The organism is Terricaulis silvestris (genome assembly GCF_009792355.1).
Lineage (GTDB): Bacteria > Pseudomonadota > Alphaproteobacteria > Caulobacterales > Aquidulcibacteraceae > Vitreimonas > Vitreimonas silvestris.
The window spans coordinates 864183-885219 of the sequence record NZ_CP047045.1 but is presented as its reverse complement, the minus strand read 5'-3'; the positions used below and the strand labels follow the sequence as shown (position 1 = coordinate 885219).

The 21037-nt window shown below is 64.2% G+C and carries 17 protein-coding genes; 7 read left to right on the top strand and 10 right to left on the bottom strand.

The window, feature by feature from the left end; translation table 11 throughout:
- Position 1: 1 nt before the first annotated feature.
- Positions 2 to 1831 carry an ABC transporter ATP-binding protein gene (locus DSM104635_RS04155; RefSeq protein ID WP_158764990.1) on the bottom strand — a complete coding sequence of 610 codons (1830 nt, stop codon included), beginning with the start codon at positions 1829 to 1831 and terminating at the stop codon, positions 2 to 4.
- Positions 1832 to 1919: 88 nt separating this feature from the next.
- On the opposite strand from DSM104635_RS04155, the gene DSM104635_RS04150 reads away from it, so the two are divergent.
- A complete protein-coding gene (locus tag DSM104635_RS04150) occupies positions 1920 to 3044 on the top strand; it encodes an iron-containing alcohol dehydrogenase (RefSeq protein WP_158764989.1) in 1125 nt (374 codons plus the stop codon).
- On the opposite strand, the gene DSM104635_RS04145 is transcribed toward DSM104635_RS04150, so the two are convergent.
- The 4 genes from DSM104635_RS04145 to DSM104635_RS04130 form a co-directional block, all read right to left on the bottom strand.
- Positions 3041 to 3982, bottom strand: coding sequence for a CPBP family intramembrane glutamic endopeptidase (locus DSM104635_RS04145; RefSeq protein WP_158764988.1), 942 nt, complete (start codon positions 3980 to 3982; stop codon positions 3041 to 3043). The two genes, DSM104635_RS04150 and DSM104635_RS04145, sit on opposite strands and share 4 nt — an antisense overlap.
- 83 nt (positions 3983 to 4065) lie before the next feature.
- Positions 4066 to 4965 carry an alpha/beta fold hydrolase gene (locus DSM104635_RS04140; protein ID WP_158764987.1) on the bottom strand — a complete coding sequence of 300 codons (900 nt, stop codon included), beginning with the start codon at positions 4963 to 4965 and terminating at the stop codon, positions 4066 to 4068.
- Between the two features lie 9 nt (positions 4966 to 4974).
- Positions 4975 to 5445, bottom strand: a complete 471-nt coding sequence (locus DSM104635_RS04135; protein WP_158764986.1) for a hypothetical protein — start codon at positions 5443 to 5445, stop codon at positions 4975 to 4977.
- A gap of 48 nt (positions 5446 to 5493) precedes the next feature.
- Complete coding sequence (locus DSM104635_RS04130) at positions 5494 to 7500, bottom strand: S8 family serine peptidase (protein ID WP_158764985.1); 2007 nt, start codon at positions 7498 to 7500, stop codon at positions 5494 to 5496.
- Positions 7501 to 7607: 107 nt separating this feature from the next.
- Here DSM104635_RS04130 and DSM104635_RS04125 point away from each other — a divergent pair, with 107 nt between their 5' ends.
- Positions 7608 to 8300 (top strand): hypothetical protein, encoded by a 693-nt coding sequence (locus DSM104635_RS04125; RefSeq protein ID WP_158764984.1) that lies wholly within the window; start codon positions 7608 to 7610, stop codon positions 8298 to 8300.
- Between the two features lie 66 nt (positions 8301 to 8366).
- On the opposite strand, the gene DSM104635_RS04120 is transcribed toward DSM104635_RS04125, so the two are convergent.
- Both DSM104635_RS04120 and DSM104635_RS04115 read right to left on the bottom strand, forming a co-directional pair.
- The gene (locus tag DSM104635_RS04120; protein ID WP_158764983.1) at positions 8367 to 10166 is read right to left on the bottom strand and encodes an ATP-binding protein; all 1800 of its coding nucleotides are present in this window, start codon (positions 10164 to 10166) and stop codon (positions 8367 to 8369) included.
- Positions 10163 to 10876, bottom strand: coding sequence for a response regulator (locus tag DSM104635_RS04115; RefSeq protein ID WP_158764982.1), 714 nt, complete (start codon positions 10874 to 10876; stop codon positions 10163 to 10165). The genes DSM104635_RS04120 and DSM104635_RS04115 overlap by 4 nt, the downstream gene beginning before the upstream one ends.
- A 168-nt stretch (positions 10877 to 11044) precedes the next feature.
- On the opposite strand from DSM104635_RS04115, the gene DSM104635_RS19775 reads away from it, so the two are divergent.
- From DSM104635_RS19775 to DSM104635_RS04095, 4 genes are all read left to right on the top strand, one after another.
- Positions 11045 to 11899: a hypothetical protein gene (locus DSM104635_RS19775; protein WP_187448168.1), complete on the top strand. Its 855-nt coding sequence runs from the start codon at positions 11045 to 11047 to the stop codon at positions 11897 to 11899.
- Between the two features lie 1343 nt (positions 11900 to 13242).
- Positions 13243 to 14277 (top strand): AraC family transcriptional regulator, encoded by a 1035-nt coding sequence (locus tag DSM104635_RS04105; RefSeq protein ID WP_158764981.1) that lies wholly within the window; start codon positions 13243 to 13245, stop codon positions 14275 to 14277.
- 99 nt (positions 14278 to 14376) lie between these two features.
- Positions 14377 to 15576: a sterol desaturase family protein gene (locus DSM104635_RS20070; RefSeq protein ID WP_158764980.1), complete on the top strand. Its 1200-nt coding sequence runs from the start codon at positions 14377 to 14379 to the stop codon at positions 15574 to 15576.
- Positions 15577 to 15645: 69 nt separating this feature from the next.
- The gene (locus DSM104635_RS04095) at positions 15646 to 16617 is read left to right on the top strand and encodes an IS1595 family transposase (protein WP_158764979.1); all 972 of its coding nucleotides are present in this window, start codon (positions 15646 to 15648) and stop codon (positions 16615 to 16617) included.
- A 165-nt stretch (positions 16618 to 16782) separates the two neighbouring features.
- Here the strand turns inward: DSM104635_RS04095 and DSM104635_RS04090 are convergent, their stop codons facing one another.
- Positions 16783 to 17058 carry a hypothetical protein gene (locus tag DSM104635_RS04090; RefSeq protein WP_158764978.1) on the bottom strand — a complete coding sequence of 92 codons (276 nt, stop codon included), beginning with the start codon at positions 17056 to 17058 and terminating at the stop codon, positions 16783 to 16785.
- Between the two features lie 45 nt (positions 17059 to 17103).
- Between DSM104635_RS04090 and DSM104635_RS04085 the strand changes: the two genes are divergently transcribed.
- Positions 17104 to 17259, top strand: a complete 156-nt coding sequence (locus DSM104635_RS04085; protein ID WP_158764977.1) for a hypothetical protein — start codon at positions 17104 to 17106, stop codon at positions 17257 to 17259.
- Here the strand turns inward: DSM104635_RS04085 and DSM104635_RS04080 are convergent.
- On the bottom strand, positions 17243 to 18037 hold the full coding sequence (locus DSM104635_RS04080; protein WP_228445840.1) for a hypothetical protein: 795 nt from the start codon (positions 18035 to 18037) through the stop codon (positions 17243 to 17245). The two genes, DSM104635_RS04085 and DSM104635_RS04080, sit on opposite strands and share 17 nt — an antisense overlap.
- A gap of 933 nt (positions 18038 to 18970) precedes the next feature.
- On the bottom strand, positions 18971 to 21034 hold the full coding sequence (pbpC, locus tag DSM104635_RS04075) for a penicillin-binding protein 1C (protein ID WP_158764975.1): 2064 nt from the start codon (positions 21032 to 21034) through the stop codon (positions 18971 to 18973).
- Between the last annotated feature and the right edge of the window lie 3 nt (positions 21035 to 21037).

Sequence of the window (21037 nt, the reverse complement as noted above, 5' to 3'; positions counted from 1 at the left end):
TTTACTCAGCCGCCAAGATTTCCACGGGGTCGTGTTCGGCGACGAAATGCCCTGCGCCTACCTCGATCCAGCGCGGGCGGTATTGCGTCGCGTCTGGGTTGTCGATGATACGTGATTTCAGGAAGCGCAGCGGCGCGCGGGTGTCCATCGGACTGGGCAGATCGCCCACCAACCGCACGCGCGGCTTGTTGCGCGCAATATCCGGATCAGGCGTCGGCGACGCGGCCAGCAACGCCTTGGTGTAGGGATGGCGCGGATCGGTGAGGATGGTCTCGCTCGGCCCGTATTCCACTGCACGGCCCAGATACAGCACCAGCACGTTGTGGCTGATCTCCCGCACCACCGCGAGGTCGTGGCTGATGAACAACATGCTGGTGTGAAACTCACACTGCAGATCGATCAGCAGTTTCAAAATCTGCGCCTGGATCGAAACATCGAGCGCCGACACCGCTTCGTCACACACAACCAGCTTCGGCTTCAGGATCATCGCGCGCGCCACCCCGACGCGTTGGTTCTGACCGCCCGAAAGCTCGTGCGGATAGCGATTGATCAGATCGGGATCGAGCCCGACCTGCAGCATGATCTCCTTCACGCGCTCTTCGCGCTCTTCGCGCCCTGCGCGGTTGAGCTCCGGCGCGAACGATAAAAGCGGTTCAGCGATTGAAGCGCCCAACGTCATGCGCGGATCGAGGCTTGCCAGCGGATCTTGGAAAACGATCTGCAGATCCTGGCGCGACCGGCGGATCGCTTCCTTTTCGCTCGGCAAAAGATTGCGCCCGAGGAACGTCACCTTCCCCGCATTGCGCGGCAGCAATTGCACCACCGCGCGGGCCAAGGTGGATTTGCCGCAACCGCTTTCGCCGACCACGCCTAGCGTTTCAGCGGCGCGCAGCTGAAAACTCACGCCGTCCACGGCGCGCAGCGGCTTGATTTTGCCAAACAGAGAGCCGTCTTTGACCTTCACCGGAAAGCTTACGCGCACATCATCGACGTCAAGGATCGGCGGGCCCGGATCGGGCGGTGCAAGCGTCTGCGCGCGGGCGCCATCGATCCGGGGCACCGCCGCCAAAAGCATGCGCGTGTAATCGACCTTCGGCGCGGAGTAAATCTCCTCGACCGTCCCCGTTTCCACGACCTCACCGCGGCGCATCACGGCGACGCACTGCGCCATGCGCGCAATCACGCCCATGTCGTGCGTGATCAAGGCGACAGCGGCGCCCGTGTCCTTGCGGAGATCCTCGATCAGATCGAGCACTTGCGCCTGCACCGTGGCGTCAAGCGCCGTCGTCGGTTCGTCCGCCACCAGCAGCGCCGGTTCGGCCATCATCGCCATGGCGATCATGACGCGCTGGCGCATGCCGCCGGAAAGTTCGTGCGGATATTGCGAAAGCCGCCGCGCCGCTTCCGGAATGCGAACACGTTCCAGCCACTCGATGGCGCGTTCGCGCGCAACGGCGCCGGTGACTTGAAAGTGGTGTGCCAACACCTCGCCCATTTGCGCGGCGACCGTCATGTGCGGCGTCAGCGCGGTGAGCGGATCCTGAAACACGAACGCGACATGGCGGCCGCGAAAGCCATCCAGCTCCTTGCGCGTCATGCCGAGCACTTCGCGGCCCTGAAATTTCACGGAGCCGGAGACGCGGGCGTTGGCGGAGGTGAGCCCAAACGCCGCGAGAAAAGTCTGGCTCTTGCCTGAGCCGCTCTCGCCGACGATGCCGAGGCATTCGCCCTTGTCGATCTTCAGCGACACGCCCTTGACGGCCTCTACCTCACCGTCCGGTGTGTCGAAGGTGACGGATAGATCAGAGATTTCGAGCACGGTTTCAGTCATGGCGGCAAACTAGCTAGCGCAATGGCAATGTCCAATGCCGGTGGCGGTTCTGTTCCGGCTGTGGGACAAGAGCACGACGGAGCGACCCATGGCCCAGATGAATTACCTCACCCAATGCACCTTCGATTTCGGTGCGCTGGCGCAGTTGCCAAAAGTGCTGAAGAGCCTGGGCGTGACGCGCCCATTCGTGGTGACGGACGCCGGGTTGAAAGCGAACGGCCTACTCGACACACTGCTCGCCGCACTCGGCGCCGCGCCCGCCGGCTTGTTTACGGAGACTCCTGCGAACCCAACGGAAAGTGCATCCGCGAAAGCAGCGGAGGCGTATCGCGCGGCTGGCGCTGACGGGATCATCGCGTTCGGCGGCGGCTCGTCGATGGATTTGGCCAAGGCTATGGGCCTCATGGTCACGCATGAGGGACCGTTCGAACGATTGGGCGCGTCGGTGCGCGGCATGAAGTTCATCACCAAAATTCCGCCGCTGGTTGCCGTGCCAACAACAGCCGGCACGGGCAGCGAAGTGTCGCCCGGCGCTGTCGTCATTCTCGACAACGGCCGCAAGGAGACGTTCGTCTCCGCCTATCTCGTTCCCACGGCGGCTGTCTGCGATCCCGAGCTGACAATAGGCTTGCCACCAGCGCTCACTGCAGCGACGGGCATGGACGCGATGACGCACTGCATCGAAGCGGTGTTGACACCCGTCGTGCATCCGCCAGCCGAAGCGGTCGGCGTCGATGGCGCCGAACGTGTCGGCAAATACATCGAGCGCGCGACCAAGGACGGTTCAGATCGCGACGCGCGCTGGCACATGATGATGGGCTCGTTCGAGGGCGCGCTGGCGTTCGCGAAAGGGCTGGGCGCGGTGCATGGGCTCAGCCACGCGCTCGGCCGTATCCATGAACTGAAGCTGCACCACGGCACGCTGAACGCAGTGATCCTGCCGCACTCGCTGGCGATGATCGGCAATGCAGCGGAGGAAAAGTTTGCCCGCCTGCGCCGCGCGCTCGGTCTCGCCCCGAACGCGGACTTGCCGCAATATATCGCCGACCTCAACGCACGCCTCGGCCTGCCTGCCTCGCTCGGCGCCATGGGCGTCACCACGGCGCACTGGCCCGGCACGCGCGACTATGCCGTTAGCGACATCGCCACGCTCTCAAACGCCGTGCCGTTCGACGGCGATAAGTACGACGACCTATTCCATCGTGCGCTCTAGCGCGGCGTATAGGTGGCGACTGAAGGCTCCAGCCGAAGCTCCTTCTTCCGCATCGCGATCCAGATCGCACTAATCACCAAGCTTGCCCCAACCGCGATGGTCGCTAGCAAGCCGCCTTCAGCGCCGTACGCGCCGCCCGTCCACAATTCCGGACCGAAGGGATTGACCGTGATCAAACGCGTTTCGCTTTCCATGCCACTGACCGCGAGCCCGAACACCGGCCCTTGAAACAGATTCCACGTAATGTGGATGCCGATCGGGATCGCAAGCTCGCCAGTCAACAGGAATGGCACCGCAAGCATCAAGCCGGCGAGAACGAGGTTGAGCAACGCCAGCGGCGTGGTGTGAGCGCCGCCGCCTGCCTCGTTGGCGAGGTGAACGACGCCAAAGAAGCTCGACGAAATGATCAGCGCGATGATGATCGCCGCATTCGTGCCGAAGCGCGAAAACCCCTCAGAGATATTCCGCAAATGATAGCCGCGGAACACCAGCTCCTCGTTGATGCCGACCACGATGAGGCTCAGCACCTGAACCGCGAACGCCGCCACGATCGGCAAGTCCAGATTGGTCACAGAGACTTCGCTCAACGTCGCCCAGCCCGCGTGAATCATGGCGAATACAATGCCGCTCATCAGCACCGCGCCCAGAACGAGCCCGAACATGAGATCGACCCACCATCCGCCGCTGAAATTGAAGCCATAGGCGGCAAAGCGCCGACGATCGATATAGCGCGCGATCAGCCATGTCGCACCGACGGTGGCCGCCAAATAGAGCAGCGCATACACACTCTCGCCAATGGCGCGGTTCGGAATCTGGGAAGCGGCAAAGCCAGCGAGCAGCCCGAACGCGATCAGCGCAATCAGATGGATCAGAATGCGCCAGCCGGCGCGCAACCGCTTTTCGCTCTTGTTGACAAAGATCGCCGCGATCGCGCCCATGACACTTCTCCCCTTAGAGACGTGTCTACGGGCGCGGCCGGGCGAAATCCAGCGTTAGGCGATGGCCGCCGCTGATCCGGCGGCTAGTCGACCTTGGCGAGAAAATCCAACACCGCGTCCCATGCCTCGGGCTCGTCCAACGTCGGCGCATGGCCGACGTTGTCGATCGTTGCGACTTCGAGTGCTGGGTTGAGCGCGCGCATGTGCGCGACGCCGCTTTCGTCCAGAATGTCGGATATGCCACCGCGCACCGAGAGCATCGGCTTGGCCGATAACGCCGCGAACAACGGCGTCAAATCCGGCGGCGGCGCATCCGGATCGAAATCGGCAAACGCCAGCGCGATGTGCGGATCGTAATCGGCCTCCAGCTTCCCATCGTCACGCTCACGAAAGGTCCGGCGCGCCGAAGCGAGCCAGAACGCCTCGTCATCCAACCGCTCGGGAAACGCACCGCCCATGATCGCGCGCACGCCCTGCGCCGCTTCCGCCCATGACGCGACCGGCTGCGAGCGTCCCACGTAAGTCGCTATACGCGACACACCTTCCGCCGAGAGCTTCGGTCCCACGTCGTTCAGCACTGACGCGGCGATGCGATCCGGCGCGAGTGCGGCCAGCACCATGGTGATCAGCCCGCCCATCGACGTGCCGATGAACACCGCCTTCGGAATCTCCAGCGTATCCATAAGCTTCAGCACGTCTTGCGCGTACACCGCCGGCACGTAGTGCGCGGGATCGGGATCGTTGGCGCTTTTGCCGCGCCCGCGCATGTCGGCGGCGATCACGCGCCGGCCCAGCGCGGCGATACGCGGTGCGATCACTTCAAAGTCCCGTGAGTTGCGGGTGAGGCCGTGGAGGCAGATCACAGGCAACCCCGTGACCGGCTCAAGCGGCGGATAATCACGCGCGTAGAGCGTCAGGCCGTCAATCGTCGCGATCACGCGCTCTTCGAAACCACCAATCGAAACCGGCGCGCCGAAATCCATGCTCATCTCCTAGCCGGCCCGTTCTGGGCTGACGCTTGCGTTGGCGTCGGCATAAGCGACCGCTCGCATCGCCTGCAACCGGTCTAGCCAGCGCGCTGTGTATCCCGCGCGCTCATGCCCAGCCACCGCCTCGCACGAGCGCAACACCACCTCAGCGGCGCCGACCGTGAAGCGGTCGAAGCAGAGGCCGGAGAGTGCACGCTGCCGGCGAAGCTGGGCCTCAATCACACGCTGCGCGGCTTGCATCTGCCCACGCGCCGCGCGCGCCTGCGCTTGTGCAATTGGGCCAGCGCCTTGGAACCGCACCAGAAACGCGACGGACGACGCCTGCGCCGGCGCCTGCGCGATCTCAAAGCCACCCGGCTCCAAGGCTTGGCGCGCCTCAGCTTGCGGCGCAGGCTGCGCCGCAAGCGCCAACGCGCCGACCATCAGCGCGCCGCTCACCGCGATGCCCCACGTGCGCAAAGCGTTCACATCCATGCGCTGACCTTCGCTCCGCCCAGCGCGCGCGTAAAGCGCAAACCCTGGTTAAGGCGAAGCAGCCGCTGGCCCAATTGTCTGCGCCGCGCGCGCCAAATCCAGTAGCCCTCGTCCGCTCGGCCTCGCGCAAGTCGCGGAACCCGCGGAGATCGGCGTTGCGTTCGCAGAGCGTGCGCACTCGATCTGCGCGTAGCCCGAAGCGTGTGGCGAGATCGCGCGCGTGAACAGCGCGTCCTCAAGCTGCGCGCCACGCAACCCGGTCTGCGACGCCAGCAACGCCAGCGCCGCCGACACATGCGGCGCCGCCATCGAAGTGCCCTGCAGGAAGGAGTAATAGCATTGCTGCGTCGAGTTCTGGTTCACCGGATCGTAGCAGCCAGCGGCCGTGGTGCGCGTCGAAAGCACGCCATCCGGGCGTCCATCATTGTCGCTATCCGAGAACACGTCGCCGCCCGGCGCGAGCAGATCCACTTGCGGGCCGAAGTTCGAATAGAACGACAAACCGCCGCGCGCGTCATTGGCGCCGACGACCACGACATTGTTGCAGTTCGCCGGTGCATAGAGCGAAGCCTGGTTCGCCTTGTTGCCCGCCGCGACAACCACCACGACATTCCGCGCCACCGCCGCGTCGATCGCCGCCTGCATCGAAGCCGGGCACGGCGCCTGGATGGTGAGGCTCATGTTGATGATGTCGGCTGGCGTGCGGTTGATGATCTGCTGCCCGCCCGCGTTCTGCGCGGGCGCAATACCCGCTGCCCAGCGGATGCCGGATACGATATCAGCGAGCTCTCCGCCGCAGCGGCCAAGCACGCGCACTGGAACGACAGTCACATCCCACGCGCCGCCCGCGACACCGACGCGATCGTTCGTCGTCGCCGCGCCGATCGTGCCGGCGACGTGGGTGCCGTGATACGAGTTCTCGGTCTGGGTCCCGCAGCGATCGCCTGCGTCCTGCGCGTCGGCGTCAATGCCGTCTCCATCGCCGCCGCGCTCAGGATTGTTGATGAGATCGACACCCGTCGCGACATTGGTTGAACCGCGAATATCTGGGTGCGTCAGATCAAGCCCAGTATCCAGCACCGCGACGCGCACGTTGCGCGAACCGATCTGAGTGGCCTCCCAGAACGTCGCAAAGCCTGCGCCGCCGGGCGAAAAGCCCTCGCCCGCGCCGTGCGGACGATAGTGCCATTGCAAAGCGTAAAGTGGATCGTTCGGCAAGCCGCCGCGCGGCGTCGCCGGCGTCGTTGGTTGCGACGGTGACGGCTGTGAAGGCGTCGTCGGTTGCGTCTTCGGCCGCTCGCGCGGCGGCCGCGAGAAGCCGCTGTCGGCGATGTAGTTCGGCTCGACGTATTCGAAATCGCCAGACGACGTAAGACGCTGGATCGCGCAGCGCGTGGCCAGTCCAATATCGTTTTCGAGTTGGCCTTGCGTGACGATGCGTGGGCAACGATCGGCGGCGTTCCACTCGATCGCGTCCGGAATTTCCTGCGCAGCGGCCGCTTCCCCTTGTTGGCCGAACCGCAGCGATGTCGGATCGGCGCCAGCCGTCGCCAGGCTCACTGTAACCACGCCGCCCGGACGCACCGCGATCTCGCCTTCAATGCCCAAACGGTTCAGCACGTCACGCGCTGCGCCGCGGGCGGTGTCCGACGCTTCGGCTTCCGCGCGCGAACGCACCTGCGCAATCACGTTGTCCGGCAAATCTTCGATCGCATCCAAGCCTTGCACACGCAGCGAGCGCACGAGGTTGCTGGCGAGCCCCATCTCGGTCGCCGTTTCCGCCAGCTCTTGCTCCACGCGCGCGCCAACGAGGATTTCGCCCGGCGCGATCATCACCGGTTCCGCCTGCAGCAACGTCGCGATCTGGCCCTGCGGCTGCACCGAACCCGAGAGCGCGCGTGCCGCCAGCGGCACGCTTTCGAGCGCGGTGGGCCCAGGCCCCTGCTCGCCGCCGCCACGCATACGGTCCCACACGTCGCCCAGCTGGTCGCACGCGCCCAGCGCCAGCAAAGGCGCCAGCGCCAAGGCAGCCAATCTCCAGCGACGGTGCGACATGCTTGGCTCCCCACAGTTTTTCGCAGAAACTGGAGGTTAGCTTGGCCCCCCGGGATGACAAGGCGATGTCGGCGGTGGGTCGTGGAGAAGGCGACGGCGCCGCAGGCATGAGCATTTTCCCCCTAGCGGCGAACTTGGCCGCGGCGCGCGATCCCGCCGCGCCGCGCGCCCGCACCGAAGACGAGGCCACCACCCTCGCCGGCGGGCCGGTGTTCCTTGCCGTCGAGGAATTGGACGCCGTCTATGAAACGCCGGACGCAGCGGAAGCTGCGGTTCCAGATTTGTACGGTACCGGGCTTTACGAGCTTATCTGGCGCGACGGTTGGCGCGTGACCATGCGCTACTGGCGCCCGGCTCCGCCCGCGCCGGTTGCGCGCACTGCAGAAGCGGCGGTAAAAAAACGACTCGGCCACGCCCGCACACCCGAGGAGGCGCGCACGCTGCTCGAGACGCCGGCGGAGCTCGCGCGCGAAGTGCTGCCGAACTTGTATTTGGACCACAAGCAGCTGCTGAAGCGCTGGGGCAAGCTGGTGAAGAACGGCCTCGGTGAAATCGTCGAGCGCGAAGGCAAGTTCGCGCTCGCCATCCGCTTCTGGCGCCCGATGCACGCCCCCGGCATCGCAGCGCCACTCGCGCCCATCGAACGCATCGAACTCGCCGAACGCGTCGCTGCACCTCTGCGCCCCGAAGCGCCGCAAGAAGACATGGACATCGGCCTGTTCGAAAACACCGCCCCAGAAAATCCCAACGTGGTGCTGGTGACGGAGGAAGGTGACGGGCGGTTTAGGGGGAGCGAATAAATATGGACCACCGGCGCCCCGCCGGCATGCACCGGTGCCGGCCGGCGAGGGCGCCGGCGGTCCACATTAGCCGGGCAACGTCACGCGCAGCAGCGCCCCCTTCTCGCCGTCCAGTATTTCAATCTCTCCGCCGTGCGCCCGCCCGATGGAGCGTGCTGCCGGCAGTCCTAGCCCCGCGCCACTCGCACCTTCCTGCAAGCGCACGAACGGCTCAAACACGCTTTCGCGCTGATCCGCCGGCACGCCGGGACCTTCGTCCTCAACGTCGATGACGACTTGTCCCTCTTCACGCTTTAGCGTGATCTTCGCGCTCGCGCCGTACTTCAACGCGTTGTCTACCAGGTTTGAGAACAGCCGTTTCAGCCCGAGCGACTGAGCCGTAATGATCATCCGCTCCTCGCCTTCAAACACCACATTCTGACGCGCCTCAACCCGGTCGTCGGTGATGCTCTGCAGCAGCGCGCTCAAATCGATCCGCACGCGCGCTTCTTCCGCCGGATCGTCGCGCGCGAACGCGATGAAGCCCGCAACCAGCGCTTCCACTTCCTCGATTTCCTTCGCCATCCGTTCGCGCTGCTCCGGCGCGACGTTCTCGGCTTGCAAGCGCAGACGCATCAGCGGCGTGCGCATGTCATGCGCCACCGCCGCCAGCGTCTTGGTTCGGTCGGCGATCAAAGCGCGCAGCCGCGCCTGCATCGTATTCACCGCCCGTGCCGCGCCGCGCAGTTCACGCGGACCTTCTTCGGCGACCGGCTCGCTTTGCGGGTTCACGCCCACGGCTTGCACGGCATTGGAGAAATTGCGGATCGGGCTGGTCAGCCGCCGCGCGAACAGCACGGCCAATAGCAGCAGGATTGTCAGCGTACCGCCGATGATCAGCATCGCGCGACCGATCCAACCGATCTCGGCCCAGTTGCGGCCCTGGTGCATGACGAGCCAGCGACCGTCCGGCAGCTGCGCACTGACCTCAAAGCCGGAGATCAGCGCCACGCCTGGCGGCGCCGGCGCAAACACGGGTACTTCGGGCTCCGCCGGCTCGGGTGGCTCCGGCGGCGTAACAGCGGCGGGCGCCGGCACGCGCGGCGTGGCGACGACCGGCGCGGGAGGCGTAGGCGGCGCTGGCGCGGCGACGGGACCGACCGGGCCGACATGGGGCACATGCGGCGTCGGCGGGACGTTGCGCATCGCTTCGTCGACCTCACGCTCGATGGCCTCCTCGTCGATGTCGGCCTCGAAATCCTCGGGGTCCCACTCGAACGCCTGCACTTCACGCACCGCGCGCTCGATCTCTTCGTCGAGCCCTTCGGTGTCGACAACGACGTCATCGCCATGCACTTGCACACGAACACCCGCGCGCCGGGCGCGCTCGAGCGCTTCACGATGCCGCGCCAATTCCTGAGTGTTCATGCGCTCGGCGCGTTCGAGTGCGCGTCGGTTGCGCTCCAGATCGCGCGCGGCGCGCTGCGCTTGCAGTTCGATCGCCGCGACATCGCGCACGCGAAACACGAACGTATCGCCTTGCTCGATGTGCTGCGCAGAGAAGCGCACTTGATCCGGCCGCAAACTGAGTTGACCCGCGAGCTGCATGCGGTTCGCCACCATCAGCGGCTCGGCATAGGTGTCGGACGGCGTAGCGGCCTGAATCCGCCACTCCACGCCGCGCTCCTGCGCCGTGCGGCCCTGTTGCGCGAACTCGTAGCCGCGGCTGAAGTGCCGGCTCACCATGTCGGCGCGCACCACATCCGGCGGCCGTGGCGGCAGCCAGATCACGATCGCCATCACCGCGACGAACGCTGCTGTCAGCGCGAGCGCCACCAGCGCGCCGAGATAAACGGCGATCGGAAAACCATTGCGGGTGTCGATCATGAGACCGGCTTCACCGCGAAGAGATAGCCCTCGCCGCGAACAGTGCGGATGATCTCGATGCTACCGGGACGCTCCAGCTTCTTTCGCAGACGGCTCACCTGCACATCCACCGCGCGGTCGAACACATCGCTGTCATTGTCGAACGCGTAGTCGAGCAATTGTTCGCGGCTCAGCACGCGTTGCGGCCGCTCAACGAACGCGCGCAGCAACCGAAACTCTCCCGTCGAAAGCGGCAGCACGACATCGTCCGGATCAACCAATTCGCGGCGCGCGATATCGAGGCGGAAACCGGCAAAGCGCAGCGACTCACCAGGCGGCGCGCTGTCCGCATCACGCTGACGGCGCAGCACAGCGCGCGCCCGCGCCACCAGCTCACGCGGATTGCAGGGCTTGGCGAGATAATCGTCAGCGCCGATTTCGAGGCCAACGATGCGGTCAGCATCGTCGCCAAGCGCAGAAAGCATAATGATCGGAACCCGGCCCTTGCCCGAAAGCCGTTTGCAGGCCGAGAGCCCGTCCTCGCCCGGCATCATCAGATCCAGAATGATGAGGTCAGCGCCCTTGGCGGCCAGGTGCCGTTCCATCCCCGGCACGTCGCCGGCGGAGGATGCATCGAACCCAGCACGCTCGAACACCTCCACCAGCCCATCGCGGATGGCGTTATCGTCATCGACGATCAGCACGCGCGGGGGTGCGACGGGTTCTGGCATCAGGCTCATATTTATGGGGTCGGGGCGTGCTCTGGTAGCAATTACAGCTGTCAGGGCTATCCGCGGCATGTTTCGCCAGTGTTTCAGCGCTGACGTACGCCGGAAACGTAGCAGTCCCATGGTCCGCCCACTGCCAAGCCCGAGCCGGGCTATCTGAGGGTAAATGACATGAGACTAGGATTAGCCCTGGGCGCAGCGGTGATCGCCACGACGATGGTCGCCTACGCCGATTCCGACAACAACAACCGCCGCTTCGTCTTCCACCGAGGCGAGCCGGTTAACGCCGACACCAACAATGACGGGTGGTTGTCACGCGACGAAGCTGGTCGCGACGCCGACCGGCTTTTCGCGGACCTCGACCGCGACAACAACGACCGCCTCACCGACGAAGATCACGAATTGCTTGGCCGCGAAGTCGAAGCGGAAGTCGAGCGCGCCATGGAAGGCGTCCGCATCGAGATGGAGAACCTCGATCTCGACGTCGAACTGGAAGGCCTCGACGAAGAAATCGAACGCAGCATGGTCTTCATCAACGACCAGGATTGCGAAACCACCACGGAAACCGAAGACGGCCAAACCCGCACCACCACCGTTTGCCGCAGCGAAGACGACGATCGCGACGAGCGCGCGCGGGATCATGCCGATCGCGCCCGTGACCGCGCTGAGCGCGTTCGCGACCGCGTCGAACGCCGCGTCCACGTGATCCGCCATGGCGACGGCAATGTGTTCGTAGCACCTGTGCCACCGGTTCCGCCCATGCCGCCTATGCCGGCCGTGCCGCCGGTCCCGCACATGCCGACGTTCTGGATGGGCGGCAGCGACAGCGACGAAAGCGATCTGAATGGCGACGGCTGGCATTCGCGCGAGGAGTTCCGCGCCCAACAACTCCGCCACTTCGACGCCCGCGACGCCAACGGCGATGGTCGCGTCCGCTACGAGCGACCGCCAGAGCCGCCGCAGCCCCCGCAGCCGCCAGAGCCGCCGCAGCCCCCGCAGCCGCCAGAGCCGCCGCGCCGCCGCTAAGTTCGACGCTCCACTTAGAGGGCCCCGCTCCCATACGGCGGGGCCCGCCTTTTCAGACGGGCGCCGCACAAGGCGCCCCGGCGCTGGGGACACCGGGGCTAGGAGTTCGGAGAAAAACTACTGGGCAGCCAGTAAGAGCCACACCGCCACAGTCGCGAGCCACAGCACGCCAAAAACGATTGGCGGCCAATTGGACAGGTGAGGATCGCGCCCTGCTCGCATGGGAGAAATTAATCACAGGATTTCAGCTCTGTCCGGGTCAGTCCGGATGCGAACCAAAACGGCATCCGGCCACGCACAACCAGCCTGTGACCACCGTCACATCGACCCACGCATCCAATCGCTACGTTCACTGCATCAACAGTTCAACACGACGCAAAACACGAATTCAGGGAGCTAGCACAATGACCAAGTTTCTCAGCCTCGGCCTCGCGCTGGCTCTGATGGCCCCGGTGGCGTTCGCCACGCTGAACCAAGCCGCTTTGATCGTCGCCTGATCCCCCCAAACCCGCCTGCGACGATCAACTAGGAAGCCGCGAGCCCCCAAGGTTCGCGGCTTTTCCTTTGCGCTTCTTGCCACCGCGGTCACTGCGGAGCTCCACCTAGCGCGTCACGCTGTGCGCAGGAGAACCGAGATGGACAAGATCAACGCTCTCATCGCCGCATACAAAATCGCGATGCTCGCAGCCGCGCTTGTGCTTGCAGCGCCTGTCGTCATCACGCTGCTGACGGGCGCCGCACAGATCGTTGCTTAACGGCGGAGGCATTTTTGCATGCACGGCGCCCGATAAAGAAGATGCAGAAAAAATTCATCACGCGCATCCGATCGGCGAAGCGCCGGCATCTCATAATCACAAGACAACGAAACACACTCGAAACACCGGAAGGGAAACTCCAATGACCAAGATCGCCGCCTTCACCGCCGCCTTCGTTCTGTTTGCTCCGATCGCCGCCGCGATCCTGCTGCAAGCCGCTCAGATCGTCTCTTAATCCCACCCCGAAGACGATCAAAAGGCGCGAGTCTCTTTGGGACCCGCGCCTTTGCTTTGTGCGAAACGCAAAACAGAAAACACCAAAGCGCCCGCATCCAAACTTCAACGCAGCGGCATCTCAACGTTAACGACAACAACGCAAACCCAAGGAGCCGACAATGTTTAAGAGCCTCGCCGTTTTCGCCGCGCTCGTGGTGTTCGCACCGCTGGCTTATGCGGGCCTCCATCAAGCTGCTCTGATCGTCGCCTAACCCTCCCAATCCCTCGGGTGACGAACGGCGCCAAGGCGCGGACCTCCAAGGTCCGCGCCTTTTCTTTTGCGCACGAGCGCGGCGCGCGTTTAGGTAGCGTATGGAAGCGGGGATCATCGAACTTCTGCTGCGCGGCATCGCGATCGGCGCGATCGCGACAATGGGCATCGGCCTCGCGCGCGGCCAAGGTGGGCCATCGACGCGCATCGCCGGCGCGCTGTTCTGCGCCGGCGTGGCCGCCTACGTCATCAATTCGTCGCCGACGTTGCGCGCCAATGTCGGCTGGCTGATTTATCCGGTTCACCTGATGGCGTTTGGCGGCATGGGCCAGTTCTGGCTCTTCGTCGTTACGCTGTTCGAGGACCGCAAGATCGACTGGCGCACGTTGGCGCCCTGGATCGTGCTCACGGTGATTGGACTGTTCGGCAACGTGGTGCGCGCCGAGCCGTGGTTTTCGACGATCTGGATCAGCCACAACCTGATCGAAACGGGCTTGGCGCTGCATGCCCTCTATATCGTCACGCGCTCCTGGCGCGGCGATCTGGTGGAGGAGCGGCGCAAGCTGCGCGGGCCGTTCCTGGCGGCGACCCTGCTGTTCGCGATGACGCTCTCGGCGTTCGAGATCGGCGAGTCACTCGGCTTGCGTTACGATTGGTATGGGTTCGCCTTCGCGCTCGGCATGGCCATCTTCTGCCTCGCAGGCGCGGCGACGTTCCTGCAGGCGCGGCCAGAACTGTTCGGCGCTGTCCTGCCCGCCAAGCCGGACGACGCTCTCGCCCCTGCCGACCGCGCCCTCTTGGCCAAGCTTGAAACCGTCATGGGTCCGGGCGAAGCTTGGCGGCGTGAGGGTCTCACCATTGGCAGCCTCGCCGAAGAGGTCGGTGTGCCTGAGCACCGTCTGCGCCGGTTGATCAACGATGGCCTAGGTCACCGCAACTTCGCCGCCTTCGTCAACGCGCACCGCATCGAGGAAGCAAAGCGCCGCCTCCGCGATGCCGCGCACGCGCAGGTCTCGGTCTCCACCATTGCTTTCGATTTAGGGTTCGGCTCGCTCGGGCCCTTCAACCGCGCATTCAAGGACGCGACGGGCGTCACGCCCACAGAATGGCGCAAACAACCCTCGCCGATTTCGTAAAACTCTCGCCGTTTTCGAAAGCGATCAGCCTTTTCAGGCCGCGACGAGACGATTCAGGCAGCCAAGCGCACTCCTCCGTCACCCGAAACGGAGAAGCACATGCCCACGCTCATTCCAGAAGCCGCCGAGCATTGGCTCAAATTCATTCAAACAGACCTTACCCGCTACGCCATCTTCGCGATCGGCGTCTGGCTCGTGCTCTGGGTCGTACTCGCCGCCGTGCTGCGCGGCCGCAAGATCCGCGACACCCGCCCGCCCGCGCGTCAAATGGTGACCGAGTTCGCGGTGTCGCTGCGCTCGGTGGCGATCTTTTCCACAATCGGGCTGATCCCCTGGTTGCTCGAGCGCGCCGGCTGGCTGCACGGCAGCGAGATCGCGTCGCAATGGGGACCAGTTTGGTTCTGGGCCTGCCTCGCGCTGATGGTCGTGGCGCACGACACGTTCTTCTACTGGGTACACCGGCTGATGCACCGGCCACAGCTCTTCCGCACATGGCACCGCCGTCACCATAAGAGCCACAACCCTTCGCCCTTCACCGCCTACAGCTTCGATCTCGGCGAGGCCGCGGTGATGGGCGTGTTCGTACCGATTTGGGTAGTCGCCGTGCCGACGCCGTGGACCGTCGTTGGCCTCTTCATGCTGCACCAGATCGTGCGCAACACGCTTGGACACTCCGGCTACGAGCTGATGCCCGCGCGCAGCGACGGGCGTCCGATGTTCGATTGGCTGACGACGACCACGCACCACGATCTGCATCACGCCCAAGGTTACAATTACGGCCTCTATTTCACGTTCTGGGATCGGCTAATGGGCACGGAGCATCCGGAGTATCACGCCCGCTTCGCCGCCGCTGTGCGCAAGCCTCTGCTGCCACGCGCCGAGGCGGCATCGCCTGCAGCGATCGTGGTCACCATCGCGCTCGCTGCGCTGTTGCTGCCAGTCAGCCGCGCTAACGCCGACACGCCCGCGTCTCTCGCCGGCGATTGGGCGACGCCTGGTCTCGGCGCCGTCATCAGCCTCGCGCCGTGCCGCGAGAATAGCGACGCGTTGTGCGGGCGTCTGATCTGGTCGTGGGATCCGGAACGCGTCCGTCCCGGATCGATCGGCGCGATCGATGCGGTGTGGCGCGACGGCGCGTTCCGCGATGGCGAACTCGTCAACCCGGAAGACGGCCGCACCTATCGCGGACGCATCACGCCAGACGGCGCCGACATACTCCGCCTGCAAGGCTGCGCCGGGCCGTTTTGCCAAACGCAAACGTGGCGACGGCTTGAATCCATCCGGCGTCCGCGCCCGTGACCACCGTCACGATATAGGAGTTGACGTACCCAAACTCCTGCCTATATACTGAATCTACTGGAGATTCAGATGACTTCCGCCCTTTCGGCCAAACACCTGCACGACGAAGCCGCCGCCTATAAGTGGGTTGAGGCGCGCGTCTGGCCTACGGGCCGTGTCTGCCCGCATTGCGGCGTCGTGGATGACAGCGGCGCGCTGAAGGGCAAGTCCACGCGGATCGGCGTTTACAAGTGCTACTCGTGCCGCAAGCCGTTCACCGTGAAGGTTGGAACGATCTTCGAGAAGTCGCACGTCAAGCTGCACATCTGGCTGCAAGCGATGCACATCATGGCGTCGAGCAAGAAGGGCTTTAGCTCAAACCAGTTCGCGCGCGTGCTTGGCGTCGATCTGAAAACCGCTTGGTTCATGTTGCACCGCATTCGCTTGGCGATGGCGCCGGGTGGCGCGCTCCCGCCGCTTGGTGGCGAAGGCAAGGTTGTGGAGGTCGATGAGACTTATCACGGCAAAGTCGCCAATCCGACCGACCTCACCACGAAGGGCAAGCCGTTCAAGAACAAGAAAGCCGGTCGCGGTGGCGTCAACAAGCGCCCGATCATCGCGCTCGTTGAGCGTGGCGGCCAAGCGCGCACCTTCCACGTTGCGGAAGCAAACCTTGCGACCGTCGCCAAGATCGTGCGCGAAAACATCGACCCTAAGTCACGCCTGCATACCGATGGCGCGACCATGTATATCGGCATTGGCCGCGAGTTCGCAGAACATGGCCGCGTCGATCACTCGATGGGCGAGTACGTGCGTTACGAAGAAAACGGCGCGATCCACAACAATTCGTGCGAGGGCTATTTCAGCGTGTTTAAGCGCGGCATGAAGGGCGTCTATCAGCACTGCTCTGAGAAGCACCTTCACCGTTACCTTGCTGAGTACGAGTTTCGCTTCAACAACCGCATCGCGCTTGGCGTTGACGACCACACCCGCGCCGAACGCCTGCTTGCGGGCGTGAGCGGCAAGCGTCTCACGTATCAAACAACTAGTCGGCCCGCCTGACCTAGACGCGGCGCTATCGCGCTGGCTGCGTCGCAGACGCGGCGCTCAGGCAAGACAACGCAAACGACAGAAGAAAAGGAAGCGCGCGGCTGAAACAGGCCGCGCGTTTTGCATTGGAGGAGAGCATGAAAGAGTCTTGGGGCGACGCGATCAACGCGGAGTTCTCTACGTTTTATCGCCATCGATCACGAGCGGCGTCCACCCCGGTTGGGGCAAGTCCAGATGCTTCACAACGCGCCGAACAATGTCCAAGTCCCACCGCTTCCGCGCTCGCAGATGTTCCGGAGCATTGTCCTCCGCGCTCTTAGCGGAGTCCAACAGCAGCTTCCCAAAGTCCGCCTTAGAGATTGCCCCGGTCCGGTCTAACTCGGTAATCAGCATGGCGTGGAGCATCACCGTGGCGTTCATAACGCCGACCATGATGTTCGTTTGTTCGTCCATAATCGCCTCCTAGCGCGAACCATCGAACGGGATTAGGCATACCCAATGGCCGCGAAAAAGAAGACTCCCGCCAAGAAGCAGAAGCCGCAAAAAGAGCGGTTTATCGAGTTCGCCAAGAGCATCGGCGCTGACGATCCGAAGGCGATGGAGCGGACGTTCGGCAAGGCCGTTCCGGCAAAAAAGCCTACTCAGAAATCCTAGTCGCCAAGTGCTGCATGAGCGCCTTGGTGGCGTCGAATATTTCTCTGGCCCGTTCCTCGGTGTAGCTCTTGTCAACGTGCATCGATGGATTCCGCAGCGCGACTTTGAAGCGATCGAACTTGACCGCGCTTTCACTGTAAAACACTTCGTCGGGCGTCTTTTTCCCAGCAGCCTTCATGCTGGCCGTTAGTGCTTTATCGATCTCGCGAAGGTAGGAGCCCCAGTCATTCTGAACGCCGACGCCGCAGGCTTTGGCCAGGGCTTTCAATCCAACCTCCGACGCGCGCATAAGGTGCATGACGCAAGCCGTGGAGCGGCCTAACGCAAGGCACTTGCTCGCTTCCGAAATATCATCGCTCGCTGACCAGAAACTCTGGAACACCTCTTCGCCGAAAGGGTACTTGGCGTCGAAGTACGGAGCCAAGTCGTCTCGCACATGTAAGAATCTGTGCCCCTGCAAATCCTCTCGGATGCGTCGGTTTAGCTGCTCGACCTCGTCGAAAAGTTGGCTCTCCTTGTATCCGTGCTCTTGAAGCTTCTCGATGTGATGCAGTTGTGCGGCGGTCGATTTCAGGGGAATGCCGCCAGCCTCAATCCAGATTGGTATGATCGCGGTTTGAGCGTCCAGCAGCGCGTGCAGCGGAAGCCCTGAGTTTGGGTTTCCGTGCGTGAGCCGGCGCTTCGCTGACTCTATCGTTTCAGGACGAGGGTCGATCTTCCGAAAATCAGCCAAGACGTTGATGAGGTCGGCAAATGCCGATGCGTACGGGCGCAGCATGTCCCAAAGGCTCCAAAGTTGGCCCGGCGGGAGCCCCCAAACTTGGAGTTTTGGCTGCATCTCAACGGGAGCGGTCATCTACCACCCCGGCCTTGGGTACGCAAACTCCCATATCGTGACCACCGTCACATCGGCCCAGACCGGGACCGTCTAAGTTCGGGACATCGAGATTGAAACACCAATTCGGGAGCCACCAATGACCAAGTTTTACAGCCTCATCGCCGCCGCCGTCGTGTTTGCCCCGGTCGCGTTCGCCACCTTCGCTCAAGCCGCTCAGATCGTCGCCTAAGCCCCAACCCGCCCAAACCTGGCGCCGATCCAAAAGGAAAGCGCGGACCCACTAGGGTCCGCGCTTTTCGTTTGAAATAGGAGGATAGAGCACGCCTCTATCCAACACTTTGCTCGGATGCATGCAGGTTGGAGCGCGCGCCTTCAGGCGCGCATTTTCACCACGCGCTCAAGCGTTTGCAGCGATGCGGGGCTGAAGCCCCGCGCTCCAGCCTGCAAATATTCGCGCCAATCTATCCGACCGAATTGACTCCATGTGTACCTTTGCCTCGTCCGCACACGGGAGATTTCTGAGACGTCCGAAACTTTGGAATGTGTTGGACACGGTCGGTGGGATTTGTCGGCGGGGAGTGAAACCGTCGAGTCCAAGGTTCGGAAACCTCGCCCACAGCACCGGCGAACTGGGAATGGAGCTAAGCCCCGAGGCGCATCCTTCGGTGAAGGGTAACGCCGGATCACCGTCCAGGAGGCGAGCTGGCTGTCGTCAGCGTTCAACAACTCCTCGTCCCAGGCCGGGAAAAACGACCGGAAAACGGGGCGCGCGAAGCGCGCAGCGTTGATCGGAGACGATCGATGCAAACCCTAGAGACTACCTCAGCGCGGATCGCGCGCCCCGGCTCCCATGCGGAGCAACCGAGATCTTTCTCAACCGCTGCTGCGGATGCGCACCCGCGTGCTCACGCTCTGGCCATCGGCGTCGACAACCGTGACATCATAAAAGCCCGGCGCCGCCGGCCGCCAGATTGCGCGACCGCTTGTCTCTTCGCTCGAGACTCGTTGGCCCTCCGCGTACCACGTCAACGGCGCGCGTCCGCCACGCGCGGAGAGCGAAAGCCCGCGCGCCTCAGCGCCGTAATCCAGCACCAGCACTTCAGCGCCTGACGGCGGGAAGAGAATGGAGAGTCCCTCGCGTTCCGTCTCGAATCGCGTCAGCGCCGGTGCGACGGGTTCGTGTTGCTCAGACGCAAGCAATTGTTCACCGGGCCCGCCAAGCAGGTCGAAGGCTTCGAACAAGACCGGCAACGCTTCGCTGCGGCCTGTCGCGCCCGGACGCGGAGCGCCGTCAGGGCGGCCGACCCAAACGCCAATCGCATAGCCGTTCGATACGCCAACCGACCATGCATCCCGAAAGCCGTAAGACGTCCCCGTCTTGAACGCCACGCGCGGCGCGTTCAGCGCCACCTGCGACGGGGCGCGCCCGGCGGGATGCGGCGACGTCGCCAGAATTTCCAACACGCGCTCGGCAGTCTCGGCGCGCACGAAGCGGCGCGAGAACGAAAAGCGCGCGAGATTGTCCGTCACCAACGGCCGCGCCTGCCCCTCATCGCCAAGCGCCGCGTAGAGCTGCACCAAATCTTCCAACGTCATACCGACGCCGCCGAGCGCCAACGCCAGACCCGGCTCCGCATCCGCGCGGCGCGGCAAGCGCACATCAGCGCCCGCTCGCGTCAGCGCCGCATGGAAGCGCCCAGCGCCAATGCGCTCCAGTGTCGCCACCGCCGGCAAGTTCAGCGAATGGCGCAAGGCGTCTTCCAGTGTCACATCGCCGTGGAAGCGCCGGTCGAAGTTCTCCGGCAAATACCCACCGAACCGCCGCGGCGCATCGCGTACAAGCGTCTCCGGCGCCGCCATGCCTTCATCGAATGCAATCGCGTAGAGAAACGGCTTCAACGCCGAGCCCGGCGACCGGATCGCGCGCGTCATGTCGATGTAACCACCGGCCCGCTCGCGCCCCGCCCCACCGACGCGTGCACGGACGGTGCGATCCTCCAGCCGCACCGCGATCATCGCGATCTGCGCGTCGCGCTCCAGCCCCGCGGCATGCCGGCGCGCCAACGCTTCAAGATCACGCTGCAGCGTCGCATCAAGCGACGAAACAATGACGCCCTCACCGGGCCGCTCCGCCACCAAAGCTTGCGCTGCGTGCGGCGCCGAGTACGGAAACGGCGCCCGCGCCGGGATCGCGATCTCGCGGCCCTCGTCCGCGCGGCGCTGGTTGATCAGCCCAGCGCTCACAAACATACCGAGCACGCGATCGCGCGCCGCACGCGCCGCTTGCGGATGCCGGTCCGGCCGGCGCGCTTCCGGCGCTTGCGGCAGCGCGATCAGCAGCGCCATCTCTGCGTCATCGAGCCATTGCGGATCGCGCTGGAAGTACGCGCGCGACGCTGCGCGCACGCCTTCGAGATTGCCGCCGTACGGCGCCATCGTCAGATACGCCGCGAGAATCTCGCGTTTCGACATCCGGCTTTCGATCTGGATCGCGCGCACGATCTCGATCAACTTCGAGCCAATCGTTCTCGGTCTCGGTTCCAGCAATCGCGCCAACTGCATGGTGATGGTCGAGCCACCCTGCGTCACCCGCCCGGCGCGTGCGTACGAAACACTCGCCCGCGTCAGCGCTATCGGGTCAACGCCCGGATGCCACCAGAACCGCGCGTCCTCGATCGCAACCAGCCGGCGCTGAAACTCCGGATCGATCTCATCCAGCCGCGCCTCAAGCCGCCACGTCCCCTGCCGCGTCGTGAACGCCATCAGCCATTCGCCGTTGCGATCCACCACCACCGGCGACACATCCCGCACCCGCGCCAGCGGCGGCGGAAAGATCTGGTCCAACGAAAACAGCGTCAGCATGAAGACGAGCAACACCCACGCCCAGCGTTTGCCGCTGGGCGTGAGAGGCAGTGGCGCTCGTGGCCCGCGCTTCATCGC

What these genes read in the sequence shown, in the direction of transcription:
- DSM104635_RS04095 (WP_158764979.1), top strand. Translation starts at nt 15,646, where the DNA reads ATGACTTCCGCCCTTTCGGCCAAACACCTGCACGACGAAGCCGCCGCC.
- DSM104635_RS04130 (WP_158764985.1), bottom strand. Translation starts at nt 7,500, where the DNA reads ATGTCGCACCGTCGCTGGAGATTGGCTGCCTTGGCGCTGGCGCCTTTG.
- DSM104635_RS04090 (WP_158764978.1), bottom strand. Translation starts at nt 17,058, where the DNA reads ATGGACGAACAAACGAACATCATGGTCGGCGTTATGAACGCCACGGTG.
- DSM104635_RS04145 (WP_158764988.1), bottom strand. Translation starts at nt 3,982, where the DNA reads ATGGGCGCGATCGCGGCGATCTTTGTCAACAAGAGCGAAAAGCGGTTG.
- DSM104635_RS04120 (WP_158764983.1), bottom strand. Translation starts at nt 10,166, where the DNA reads ATGATCGACACCCGCAATGGTTTTCCGATCGCCGTTTATCTCGGCGCG.
- DSM104635_RS04155 (WP_158764990.1), bottom strand. Translation starts at nt 1,831, where the DNA reads ATGACTGAAACCGTGCTCGAAATCTCTGATCTATCCGTCACCTTCGAC.
- DSM104635_RS04115 (WP_158764982.1), bottom strand. Translation starts at nt 10,876, where the DNA reads ATGCCAGAACCCGTCGCACCCCCGCGCGTGCTGATCGTCGATGACGAT.
- pbpC (WP_158764975.1), bottom strand. Translation starts at nt 21,034, where the DNA reads ATGAAGCGCGGGCCACGAGCGCCACTGCCTCTCACGCCCAGCGGCAAA.
- DSM104635_RS20070 (WP_158764980.1), top strand. Translation starts at nt 14,377, where the DNA reads ATGCCCACGCTCATTCCAGAAGCCGCCGAGCATTGGCTCAAATTCATT.
- DSM104635_RS04085 (WP_158764977.1), top strand. Translation starts at nt 17,104, where the DNA reads ATGGCCGCGAAAAAGAAGACTCCCGCCAAGAAGCAGAAGCCGCAAAAA.
- DSM104635_RS04125 (WP_158764984.1), top strand. Translation starts at nt 7,608, where the DNA reads ATGAGCATTTTCCCCCTAGCGGCGAACTTGGCCGCGGCGCGCGATCCC.
- DSM104635_RS04105 (WP_158764981.1), top strand. Translation starts at nt 13,243, where the DNA reads ATGGAAGCGGGGATCATCGAACTTCTGCTGCGCGGCATCGCGATCGGC.
- DSM104635_RS04140 (WP_158764987.1), bottom strand. Translation starts at nt 4,965, where the DNA reads ATGGATTTCGGCGCGCCGGTTTCGATTGGTGGTTTCGAAGAGCGCGTG.
- DSM104635_RS04080 (WP_228445840.1), bottom strand. Translation starts at nt 18,037, where the DNA reads ATGCTGCGCCCGTACGCATCGGCATTTGCCGACCTCATCAACGTCTTG.
- DSM104635_RS19775 (WP_187448168.1), top strand. Translation starts at nt 11,045, where the DNA reads ATGAGACTAGGATTAGCCCTGGGCGCAGCGGTGATCGCCACGACGATG.
- DSM104635_RS04150 (WP_158764989.1), top strand. Translation starts at nt 1,920, where the DNA reads ATGGCCCAGATGAATTACCTCACCCAATGCACCTTCGATTTCGGTGCG.
- DSM104635_RS04135 (WP_158764986.1), bottom strand. Translation starts at nt 5,445, where the DNA reads ATGGATGTGAACGCTTTGCGCACGTGGGGCATCGCGGTGAGCGGCGCG.